The organism is Streptomyces sp. NPDC043878, assembly GCF_056435735.1.
The window spans coordinates 1-11,090 of sequence record NZ_JBWKDW010000054.1; the positions used below are offsets into that span (position 1 = coordinate 1).

Consider the following 11,090-nt stretch of genomic DNA (forward strand, 5'->3'; position numbering starts at 1 on the left):
ATCCGCCGCTACATCATCTGGCGGAACAAGCACGCCGCCGACGAACGCCTCCGCAAGGTCGTGAACAGGGCGAACGTTGCCTGATGCGGCACTAGCAACCAGACGCTGTGCAGGTCATTACGTTAGGACCTCTAAGACCGTGTCCTACGTGGTGAGGCGTCGTTGGTCCGGTGAGCCGAAGCACGATGCTTGTCACCAAGGCAGCGTGTTGTCACCTCGCGTCCGTGGCTGCCTCGGTGCGCCTGACGGCATGAGACTGAACACTTCGGCTGGCGTCTCCCGCGGTAATTCGCTTGAACCACAGGCGGGTCGACGTGGCAGGCTTGCGCGGTGATTGTCGAGCTGGCCCCCCGTTTTCTGACCTGGGACGATGTGGATCCCACGCGTCATTTCTTCGACAGCGCGTTGGCGTCGCAGGTGGTGTGGTCGCTCGGGCCCGCCCGGACGGTACCCAGCCGCCCGGACATCCACTTCGGTGACCCGGCGATGCATGCCTGGAGCTGGGACGAGGGACAGCCTTGGGCCGACGCCATGTCGCACGCACTCGCCGAGCACTACGGCCGCTGGACCGTGGGCTGGCGCTGGTCGCACGACGAAGGCGACTTCGACGGAGGACCCGTCGGGAACTGGTGCTGCCCCCGGGACTCGATCACCACACCGCAGGAGACGCTCGCCCGTGTCGTCGCCGCGCTGCGCGAATGGCGCGAGTGGCTGGAGAGTCTCGCCGGGTGGTTCGACGCATACCCGCTGGACTTGGCTGGCATCGAGGACCAGCGGATCCTGTGGGAGCGTGCCGCCCGGAACCTGATCCTGCAGGTGACCGACCGCACAGGCTGCGGCAGCGGTTGGCACGGACACTGCCGTCAAGTGCTCACCTGGTTCCTCAGCCGCTGGGGCGTCGCGCCCGACCTCGCGCAAGAGCTGGTCGACGAGGCGATCGGCGGGCGGTTCGCGAGCTGGACCGGCCCCGACATCGTGCTGGTCGAGGACGTTGCGGAGCGGCTCGCGCTGTCGCTGCGGCCGGACGACGGCGCACAATCCGCCGGACCCGCGCCGGACCACCTCGAGCGCTGGCTCGCGGTGCGCGAGACAGTGCCGTGGCAGGACGTTGCGGACGGCGGCGGGGACGAACCGGTGGTTCCGTCGCGCGACGGCGTGGCGGAGGACATACACACCTTCGACGGCGCCTTGGATCCCGCCCGCGCACGGGGCCTGCTCGCCGCCCTTAACCTGTTGCGGACCGACGCGGCGCGCGGCGCCGCCCTCGACTTCGAGCTGCTCCAACGCTGGCAGCAGCACGTGCTGGGCACACCCCAGCCGCCACCGTTCCGCGACCTGCCGGCCTTCGCCAAGGGGGGCAGGGAACGCTACGGCATCGGCCCGGACACTCGAGCCCGCCTCGACGCCTGCCTGGCCGAGAGCGCGCGCCACGCCGATCGGCCCGTTCCCCTCATCGCCCGCGCCGCACGTGCCTATCTCGACGTGTGCTTCTTCCATCCCTTCGACGACGGCAACGCCCGGTCCGCTCTCCTCGCCCTCGTCTTTGTGCTCGCCCGCGAGGGCGTCACGCTCGACGGAGTCAGCCTGCTGCGTCGCGTCACCTTCCAGGCTGACGAGCCGCAGGACGCGCTGATCCTCACCCGGTACATCGACATCCACCTCGCGGAGACCCGACGCAACACCGCCTCCCTTGACTCCTAGCGGTGGGCATGAAGGCGTTGATGAGTCCATGCCCAGCAGTTCAGTCACACGGAACCGTCGTGCAGGTCGCATGGCGGCGGAGCACGAGAGCCGGTGACAACTGCCATGCTTTCCGCGCTGCTGGTGACAAATAGCACGCCGACCTGGTGACAACTGCAGTGCATCGCCGTGTTGTTGCCGCAGGTCAGTGGCCGCCAATGGTGACAACTATCGTGCTTCGGCACATCCGGTCTGGGGCGGGGTACGTGGAGTTGGATTGTTCCGGACAGGCTGTGGGAGATCGCGAAGCCGCTGATCCCGCCGTCGAAGGTGCGGCCGCAAGGCGGCGGGACGCATGACGCCTACGACCGGGCTGATCTGCGTAGATGGCTCCGCTGGAAACGTATCGGGGTGCGCACCGCCCGCGAAGGCATCGAGTCCAGTGAGCGATTAGGACGACGCCGCTGAGTCATCGAGCGCACCATGTCCTGGCTCTCCGGCTACCGTCGGCTCAGCCCACGCTACGAGCGCAATCCCCGCAACTACCTGCCTTCCTCGGCCTCGCCGCGCCGCCCTCTACTGCTACAAGCGACTCGTCCGCCTCACCACATAGGACACGGTCTTAACTTCGGGGTCGCGGAGTGAACGGGAGCCCTATGTGCGGCCTGTCCAGATCCGGAATCTGATCCCGTATCCAATCTCGGTTTGGGCCCTGCCCAACCATGCTGTAATTTCCGCCAGTGCCACAAGCAGCCGCCTTCAAGACACCTGCCTGAATATATTTACCGTTAGCCACCACGACAAGCGGACTTCCACTGTCGCCCGGACACGGGCTGCCGCCCAAACGGCCAGCGGTAACCGGGATCATCGGGATGCCCAGGCTGTCGTTCGTCGTCGGCTTGATAACGGCGTATGCCCACTGCAGCCGGTTGGGGAAGTTACCACCCGCATCGGAACCCCACCCCACCTCGTAGCCCGCGCCGTGGGACCCATCCCACGCCCAACTCTCTGCTGGGCTGCCCAGAGGAAGCGTCTGCTGATAGACGGGCAAGTCGAGCTTGAGGAGTGCCACATCGTCGTGCCCCCCTATGTAGCCAGGGTTCGTACGGACATCGACTACACCCCTATCCACCCCACCGGTCCCCCGATCACTGTTGCCCACGCGAACATCAAGGGTATTCGGGGGGGTGCCCGTCGCGCAATGCGCGGCCGTGAGCACCCATAGCGGATGGATGAGAGTGCCGGTACAGAACCCCCCAGTGGGTGTGTAATGAATCTCGGCAACAAAGGGGAATGCCTGATAAGCGTCATTACCCTTGTCGATCGCTTTACTACTGGTCGGGTTGAGAATCAGGGCGCTTGCGGCGAGCGCAATCGTGAGGAGCATTCTGCTAATGCGGCGAGAGAGAGGCACAGTCTTCACCCAATTTCAGCCGAGGCAAGCGTCTTAAGGGGTGCCGTTCGCCACTCGAGAGATTTGCCTGCTGCCTGCGCAAGCCAATACGCATCATGTGACGCTCTTGAACCAAGACATAGCGAGTCGGCACGCTACCCAAAGGGCACGGTGTCGATACTGTCCCCGCTTTACCGGGGCCCATCTCTTCATTCAGCGTCTCCCTGATCATCCAGATCGTCAAACGCACCAAGGAAAGGACATCCTTCGCAGTGCTCCCAGATGAGGTCTCTCGACGCGGCCACGGAGAGGGTGCTCTGGATGGTCGGAACATCCCGCTTGAGCTGAGATGGCCATCGACCCCGAGATGCACATGCACATGCACATGCACAGGAACCATCCCCGGCGGTGGTGCCGCCGACGCCGACCCGGGGGTGGGTGAAGCCGGTCACCGGCAGCGGTGGCTCCAGCGTGTACGCGATCTTGGCTGGTCTACCAGGACACGGCCGGCGCCGCCGCTAGCCGTGTGTACGCCTACGCCGCCAACCGTCTGCTGACCGGCGACCCAAGCGACTGGAGCGCGCGACAGCCGAACCCCTCAACTACGTGGCGGCCACCTGGGAGAAGCAGGACCTCCCGCTGCGCCCGCACGCCCAGGCCGTCCGCCCGCGCCCTGACCCGCTAGAAGGGGATCCGTCCATGCCCCCATCCACGACCACCCGGGGCGCGTACCGTGAGGTGACGATCCGTCGCCGGGAGGACCAGCCGATGAGCGTGCAGCCCGACCACGCACCCGTCCCGCCGCATGCCCCCGCTCCGGGAGCTCCGGCCGAACTCCTTGCCCAGTTGCGCGCCGACCGGCGTGCGGCGCAGTGGGTGCCGGCCTTCGAGCGGGAGTGGGCGGCGGCGCTGGAGGAGTCCCGCCGGACGTTCTCCCTCGCCGGACTGTATGAGGTCGTGCAGGACTGGCAGGCCCGTCTCGCCCACGCCCCGGCGGTCGACGCGTTCGTCGCCTCCGGCTACGACGACAGCGAGTTCATCGACGTGGCGGAGTTGCGGGGAAGGCGCCGGTGAGCGGACAGCCGTACGCGGTCCGCTTCTCCGGGCCGGCCGCGAAGGTCCTCGACACCCTGCCCGAGCACGTCGAAGACACCGTGTGGGATGTCCTGGACGCCGCCGCGGCCGACCCGTGGGGCTTCCGGCAGTGGAACGCTGAGGATCCTGAGGGGGAAGACGTGCGCTATGCGTCCGTCGGTCAGCTGTCTCTCACCTACTGGGTGAACAGGTCTCTGCGCCGCCTGACCGTCCTGAGCGTCGTCTGGCTCGGATAGCGGCGTCCGACGGGGCCTCTCGCACCTGCATTGCCGCTGCCGGGGCGAGAGGTTCGGGCAGAGCGCAGCTACTTGATCTCCATGCGGTAGCGGAATTCGTACCGGTCGGCAGGGAAAACGACGTCGGCTGTGCAAACAGGCAGCCCTTGAGCTCGCCATGTCTGCTCGATGGCAACGACTGGGGTGCCAACACGCGGCATGTGGAGTGCACGTGCTTCCTCCGGGGTTGGCATCCGGCAGTCCAGAGCCTCCTCCACTTCGTCGATGCGGATCCCGATCTTGTCGAATCGGCCGATGACTCCCAAGGAGGCGTAGGGCCCTTCGGTGGGGCAGGCAATCGCTGTTCCGGCTGTGAGAGCCAAAGGCTCCCAGGAGACGCTCATGGAGACTTGCTCACCGTCCATGACGATCAGGTAGTGCGTCTCGGATACGGGGTCGCCCGTCTCGATGGCCAGCCTCTCGGCCACCTCGAACGCTGCCTGCGTCTCGTTTGATTGCCTGCTCGCCTGGGGTTCCTCTCCGGCTCGTTCCGCTTCCTGTTCATAGGTGGGCCGGCTGTCCGCTTGAACTTGCCGGAACCAGCGCTGAGGGGCGAGCCGCACTCGGGGTGCCTTCCGGCGCACGAAGGTGCCCTTGCCGCGAACGCCCTCAATCAGGCCCTCACTTCGCAGAGTGGTGAGGGCCTTTCGGGCGGTGATCTTAGAGACGGGCCACTGCTCGCAGATCTCATTCTCGGAGGGGACGCGGTCGCCGCCGCGCAGCACTCCTTGGTCGATCTTGGTGCGGAGACTGTCTGCGATCTGGACGTACAGCGGGGTGTGCTCAGAGGTGCTCATCGGCTTCTCCTGAGAGTTCGTCCTAGGGCTTTGACAGTGCTGGGCATGGGGATTGACACGCCGTCACAGAGGCTCGTATGTTCACATACTAACTTGCCGATGGAGCCGCGCACAGACATCGAACAAGTCCGCAGGGGGAGACGCTCCTGCGGGTGGCCTGAGCGGGTGACGGCCTCACTTCGAGGCGGGCAGCAAGGAGCGATCAACCTCTCTTCGTAAAACGGGGGCGCAACGTGACAACAGACGACCGTATTCACTGTCAAAAGCCCGGACCCCGCAGGCGCTGGCTCTTTCCCATCGTCGTCGTAATCCTGGCCCTCCTTGCCGGCGGTCTGATGGTGAGGGGCTATGTGAGCGAGGGCTCGCTGATCGTTACGGCGCTGATCGGAGCTGTTGGAGCAGCCGCAACGTCCTCCTCACGCGATCGATGAGCCGGGTGTGCGACGCACTCAGATCGCGGCGCATTCCAGAAGGTGTGCGTGATGATCCCCTTCCCGTTCTCTCCATCGACCCGCCGCCACCGGACCTGGCGTACGGTGGCGAGACGACCCGTCAGGAGGTGCCGATGAGCGCGCAGCGCGAGGAAGCCCCTGCCCCGGCCGCCGCGGTGCAGCTGCTCGCGCAACTGCGCGACGACCGCCGCGCCGACACCTGGGTGCCAGCCTTCGAGCGGGACTGGGCCGAGGCCCTGGAGGACTCCCGCCACAGCTACAGCCTCACGCCTGTGCACGACGTCGAGCGTAACTGGCAGATGCGCATCGCCGTGGCGCCGGCCGTCGACGCGTACAAGGACTCCGGCCGTGACGAGACCAGCTTCGTGGACCTGGACGTCGCCCTCGGCACCCGCCAGTGACCGACCAGCCGCGGGGCTGGCCCCAATGGAACGCCGGCGACCCGAAAGGCGAGGACGTCCGACGCCTCGGTCGGCCAGCTGTCCGTCGTCTACCTGATCGCCCGTCTCACCCGGAGCCTGTAGACCGTTTCCTCGTTCCCGGTGGGATGAGCGTCCGTCAAACCCGTTGGACCTGCGCACCGTTGTCAGAATCGGTGGCTGGCTGCGCTCCCGTATCCTTTTCAGTGAGACTAAACGGACCTCACTGAGCCACCTGTGCGGAGGTGATCGGGCGGCTGCGCAACGTGGCCGCCCGCCGGCTGTAGAGGGGAGTCCCAGTTTCCGGCCCGGCTATTCCGGCTGGCGTTCGGGCTCCTCGAAGCCCGGGCTTGTGAAGTCTGGGCTTGTGAAGTCCGGACGGTCGTAGCCGAGGTGAGGCAGGCGACCGGTCGGCGCTGGGGCTGCTGGACTGTGCAGTGCTTCCGTACCTGCGTGCGCGAGGGCCGTTTGGAAGATGGGTGCCTCCTGAAGGAACGGCAGGAGGCCGCGTTCCAGAAGAGCCTGGTGCCAGGCCTCCCTGGCCCGGGCCACTTCACTGCCCGACACGCCGTTCGTACCAGTGTCGGGTGAGGGCCCGTTGTGCAGGGCGGTGAACAGCAGGCCGATGGCGGCGGCGAGGACCGCCGCTGCGGTCGTGGCGCCGAACAGCCAGCCGGCGGTGAGCATGGTCTTGGCGAGCGCAGGTTCGGGGTTGAGCAGCTTGAGTACGTAGCCCACGAGCAGGAAGATCACGGTGGCTGTCGCGGCAAGGAGCGAGCTGAGGAACGGGGCGACGAAGAAGGCTCCTCCGTCTTCGGCTACCTCGCCCAGGGAGGCGGCGAGCCCCTTCGCGTCCGTATCAGTGGAGCCCGTTTCGTGGACGGGTGACGGAGTGAGCGACGGCGGCTGGCGCAGTTCCTCGCGGACCTTCACGTAGTGCTGGTATTCGGGCGCCGCGGCGGCCGTGATGAGTGCGGTGGCGTTGAGCGCCATGGTGCGCAGCTGTTCGGTGTTGAGCCGCTTGCCGACAGCGGCCAGTTCCGGGCGGGTAGGGGCAGAGCGCAGCGCCTCGTCGAGGATTCGCTCGTACTCAGGGCGGTCCTCGTCGAGCAGGTGCTGGGGAAGACTGTGCACGCCGTCTGTGGTGCGCGTCCGTTGCGGTCCGTTGCGGTCGGCCGGCGGGGGGTCGCGAACCGGGTCGGGGCTGTCGTCCCGACGGTCGTCGGCCGGGGGAGCTTCCTCGGCTCCGGTGTTGAATCTGCCGGAAGCCGGGGGTGCGGCAGGTGTGATGGAGGTCCCCGGGAGCTCTGGGCGCACGCGGATCCCGAGGACTGAGGCCAGGAGCCGACGGCGAAGGGTGAGGCTGCGCCGCTGTTCCACTGTCGGCGGGGTGGGTCTGGGCCGGCCGACGCCCAGCACACTCGCGGCGACACGCGTCTGCCAGGAGGGGCGAACCATCACGTCGTCTCCTCCTCTCCCGAGGGCCGCATACGAGGCGGCGACGGTACATCGGGGCCGATGCGCCTGGCCGCCGGTTCGTTCACCGCACCCGTCGGCCGACCGTTTGACTGGGCCTGCAGGCTGTCTCCTCGTCTCTCGGCCCGGATCGGCGATGGGAACTCGCCGGGGTGCACGGATGCCCGCGGAGGCACCTGGAGTTGGGGCTGTGCAACCACCGGGGAACCGGGGGCTGTGGAAGGCACCGAGAGCTCGGTAGCGAACGGATCACGGCGTGCCGGGGCTTCCGACCTGGCGCCACCGGGGGCCGTGTCCGGCGGAGGACTTGCGGTGAGCGCGTCGCTCACCGACTGGACGCGGCTGAGCTGCGTCAAGATGACCGGCGCTGAGATCCCGACCACGATGGCGGCGTACGCCCCGCTGATCTGCCCCGTGGTGCCGAACAGTACTGCGGCGGCGGCGCCTAGGCCGCTGTGGACCACCGCGGCGACAGGGTCACCGACCGGGTCGAAGTACTGCTGGAACCGTGGAGGTTCGTTCTCCTGGACGGATGGTAATTGTCGGTGGGCGCGGCGGTCCGACTGCCAGTCAAGAAACCGGGCGTAGACGTCCAGGAGCCCACGCAGCGCGCCTCCGGCAGCCCCCAGCAAGATCATCGTCGGCACCGTCACGTTGTCCCCCGGCAGCACGTGGGAGGGGCTTCTCCCTCTGCCCCGTGCCATTGAGCGTAGAGCCACCCGCACTTCCCCATAAGGGGATCGGAGATTACTGCCCGCCTGGGCCGACGCTCGCCGGCGCCCAGATCACCGCCGACGCCGACCTCGTTGTCGACGGTCTGCTGCTCGACTTCGAGAGTGCCCGCCGCCCGCTACCGGACTTGTCCCAGCGCACCGCCAGGCAGCTGACTGGCTACCTGTCCTTCGATGCCGCCGACCGGGCACCAGGTCGACGCGGTCGGCCTCAACGCGAGCCGTTCCGGGGTACTCACATCCTGGCCCGCCGACGACTCCCTCGCTCTGCTGGGTGCCTGCCCCCGCGACCCTCACCGAGCTGCGACGGGTGTTCACCGAACTGCTCGCCGGATGCCGGGGCCATGCCGACGCTCGGTACTTCAGCACGGAAGAAGAGACCGATCGCGTCCGGCAGCTGCTACAGCGCCGGTCGCCGGGCCCGGCTGCTGCCCGGTGTGCACCCAACCGCTACCCGAGTTCACTCGCCGGCCCCGGAAGTTCTGCAGCACATGGTGCCGCGACCGGGACAAGGTCCTCCGGCGCCGCGGACTGTTGCCCGGCGGCCCGGGTTCGCCGCTCCCCGCCCCGCGCAATCAGGATCTGGACCTCCCTCCGGCATTGCAGCCGGGGTCGAGCCGTTTCGCATCGTAGCCACGGCCGTACCGCTCAGGCGTTGCCCCATGCCTCGAAGAATCGCTTACGGTCGTCCTTTGTCTCGTTCGGCCCGCGCCTTGCGAGCAGTACATGCCATGCAGTGGTCTCGGCGTCCCGCAGCCACAACTGCCCGAGGTAGCGCCCACCTGCTACGAGCGTGTCATGGGCCAGTGCGTCGCCGATCACTGTGGTCACGGCGTCGCGCTGCTGGCCGTCGAGCTCTGCCAGAAAGCTGAGCACCCGGTCGGCGATGCCCACTCCGTTCCCCTTGACCAGGCGCTCGAAGGACGGACCGCCCATATTGCCGGGGTCGATGTACAGAGCGGCATTGCCTCCCGCATCCGCCAGCGCGCCCCAGAACGCATCGCCTTCAGGCGTGCCCGGCAAGGGGAGGGCGGCGAAGAGGTCGGCGAGATGACCGTTGGCTGCGTGGTTGCACGAGACGTCGCAGGCCGCCGCAGAAGCGATCTTCGCGACGTGCCCCGTGTTCAGCCCTGCACCCTCTGGCCAGTCCAGTGGAGTGTTGAGCTGCTGGACGAGGTGCTGGGCCAGCTCACCATCGTCGTCAAGGAATCGCCGAACGATCACAAGTTCCCCCAGATCAGTGCCAGTGCACGTACAAAGGCGGCTCTCTCTGTGCCTGCCAAGTCTGCCCAAGTGGGCGGTGATCCGCTGGGCTGCGCGGACAACGTCCGGAAAGTGCTGGTGCCCTCGGCTACTGTCTGTCCCGCGCCCTTTCGCCGTCTCCGGCCTTACCAGCGACGTCGCGGAGATGACCCCGCCGACCCGCCGCAATTCGCCCATAGCGGCCTCCAGGCCCCTCGATGAGGCGACGCTGCGCGTGGTGGTCCGCCAGGCCATCTGAGACATCCGCACCGCCCCGCCTCTATCGCCGAACTCCGCCGCGCTGTCGACGAACTCATCAACCATGCCCAGCGGCAGGCCGGCCGCAGCAACCCTGGCCGCGTACGGGGCGAGGCTGGCCACCACGCCCTCCACCGACCGCCGCGCATACGCCAAGTGGAATGGAATCGCGGCCATCCCGGCCACGCGCTATCGCGTCGTGGGCTCAGCCACGTCTTCCTGTTCCGCATGCGGCGTGTACCTGTCCGCGCAGGCCGTGGAGGGGGATGCCGCCTGGTGGGATGTCGAGGCCGCGCACGATGGCATCGACGGCCTCGGCCTGGTGGTCACGTAGTTTCACCGCTGGTCCTCTTCCTTCCCTCGGGCTTCGGGCTCCGCAGGAGACGCTGGAGCAGGCGCTCGGCCAGTACGTGGTTGTAGTACTGCGCGACCTGGAGGGGAGTCGATCCGTTCTCGGCAGGCAGCCGCGGGTCGGCGCCGTAGGCGAGCAGGATCGCTGTGGCGGCTGTGTTCAACGGGTGGGCCGACTGAAGATGACTGTCTCCTTCGAGGTCGATGGCATGGGTGAGCAGGGTGAGCCCGAAACACACCTCGTTCGGGTCGGCTCCATCATCTAAAAGCACGGTGAGCGTTTCATAGTCGCTCATTTCTACGGCTTCGTGTGCGGGCGTCCATCTCTCGAGTTCGGCTGCGATCCAGGGCCCTTCACTATTCATCACGGATCCAATTCATCTTGACTGCAGTAAAGAAATCTACCCAGCATCGGTCATGGCTCGGGGGTAGGACGTCTGATCCCAGACTCTACACAGCACATCAAAGTGATGCATACTTCTTTGCCTCAACTTCAAGTCGGGAGGGACACACAGTTGAATCTCACCTGCAGTGGCTAGTTGTCCTGACATCATGATAAGGCGTCAGGGAACGAGACTGGATGGTCCGGCATCGGGGAGGGGTCCGGGTGGAGCGTAGCGGAACCTGTCACTCCGCGGCGAGGCCGGCACCCCATCAGACTAATGATGCGTCACATCTGTTGCAGTGGCAGCTGGGAATCCCAAGCTCTACACAGGCATGAGCGCGATGCATCTCCGCCTACTGCCAGCCGAGGCGGCCGCGCTTGCGCGGCTGCCCACAATTCGCGCTTGCGCGAATTGCTCTGCCTTTTGAATTCCGCTTGCGGAATTCCATTCCCGCGCTTGCGCGGGAATCCGAATTGCGCTTGCGCAATTCGCGCCTTTATTCGGCGCGTCAGCGCCGCATATCCCGCTCCGCGGG

General features: G+C 66.8%; 9 protein-coding genes and 2 pseudogenes. 6 read left to right on the forward strand and 5 right to left on the reverse strand.

Going from position 1 to position 11,090, the window contains the following annotated elements; genetic code table 11:
* The 3 genes and pseudogenes from AC07AZ_RS37765 to AC07AZ_RS37775 all read left to right on the forward strand — a co-directional run.
* A pseudogene (locus AC07AZ_RS37765) lies at positions 1 to 84 on the forward strand (transposase); the annotation flags it as partial.
* A gap of 246 nt (positions 85 to 330) precedes the next feature.
* Positions 331 to 1,701 carry a Fic family protein gene (locus AC07AZ_RS37770; protein ID WP_478855287.1) on the forward strand — a complete coding sequence of 457 codons (1,371 nt, stop codon included), beginning with the start codon at positions 331 to 333 and terminating at the stop codon, positions 1,699 to 1,701.
* Between the two features lie 231 nt (positions 1,702 to 1,932).
* Positions 1,933 to 2,293: pseudogene (locus tag AC07AZ_RS37775) on the forward strand (transposase).
* A 9-nt stretch (positions 2,294 to 2,302) separates the two neighbouring features.
* Here the strand turns inward: AC07AZ_RS37775 and AC07AZ_RS37780 are convergent.
* Entirely contained in the window at positions 2,303 to 3,067 is a 765-nt protein-coding gene (locus tag AC07AZ_RS37780) for a S1 family peptidase (protein WP_478855288.1), read from the reverse strand.
* A 774-nt stretch (positions 3,068 to 3,841) separates the two neighbouring features.
* Here AC07AZ_RS37780 and AC07AZ_RS37785 point away from each other — a divergent pair.
* Positions 3,842 to 4,147, forward strand: coding sequence for a DUF6247 family protein (locus tag AC07AZ_RS37785; RefSeq protein WP_478855295.1), 306 nt, complete (start codon positions 3,842 to 3,844; stop codon positions 4,145 to 4,147).
* Positions 4,144 to 4,404 (forward strand): hypothetical protein, encoded by a 261-nt coding sequence (locus AC07AZ_RS37790; RefSeq protein WP_478855289.1) that lies wholly within the window; start codon positions 4,144 to 4,146, stop codon positions 4,402 to 4,404. The genes AC07AZ_RS37785 and AC07AZ_RS37790 overlap by 4 nt, the downstream gene beginning before the upstream one ends.
* 68 nt (positions 4,405 to 4,472) lie before the next feature.
* Here AC07AZ_RS37790 and AC07AZ_RS37795 read toward each other — a convergent pair whose 3' ends face one another.
* Positions 4,473 to 5,240: a GntR family transcriptional regulator gene (locus AC07AZ_RS37795; protein WP_478855290.1), complete on the reverse strand. Its 768-nt coding sequence runs from the start codon at positions 5,238 to 5,240 to the stop codon at positions 4,473 to 4,475.
* Between the two features lie 565 nt (positions 5,241 to 5,805).
* Here AC07AZ_RS37795 and AC07AZ_RS37800 point away from each other — a divergent pair.
* On the forward strand, positions 5,806 to 6,093 hold the full coding sequence (locus AC07AZ_RS37800) for a DUF6247 family protein (RefSeq protein WP_478855291.1): 288 nt from the start codon (positions 5,806 to 5,808) through the stop codon (positions 6,091 to 6,093).
* Positions 6,094 to 6,423: 330 nt separating this feature from the next.
* Here AC07AZ_RS37800 and AC07AZ_RS37805 read toward each other — a convergent pair whose 3' ends face one another.
* The 3 genes from AC07AZ_RS37805 to AC07AZ_RS37815 form a co-directional block, all read right to left on the reverse strand.
* Complete coding sequence (locus AC07AZ_RS37805; RefSeq protein ID WP_478855292.1) at positions 6,424 to 7,245, reverse strand: hypothetical protein; 822 nt, start codon at positions 7,243 to 7,245, stop codon at positions 6,424 to 6,426.
* A 1,721-nt stretch (positions 7,246 to 8,966) separates the two neighbouring features.
* The gene (locus AC07AZ_RS37810) at positions 8,967 to 9,941 is read right to left on the reverse strand and encodes a hypothetical protein (RefSeq protein WP_478855293.1); all 975 of its coding nucleotides are present in this window, start codon (positions 9,939 to 9,941) and stop codon (positions 8,967 to 8,969) included.
* A 203-nt stretch (positions 9,942 to 10,144) separates the two neighbouring features.
* Positions 10,145 to 10,534 carry an ankyrin repeat domain-containing protein gene (locus AC07AZ_RS37815; protein ID WP_478855294.1) on the reverse strand — a complete coding sequence of 130 codons (390 nt, stop codon included), beginning with the start codon at positions 10,532 to 10,534 and terminating at the stop codon, positions 10,145 to 10,147.
* Positions 10,535 to 11,090: the final 556 nt, after the last annotated feature.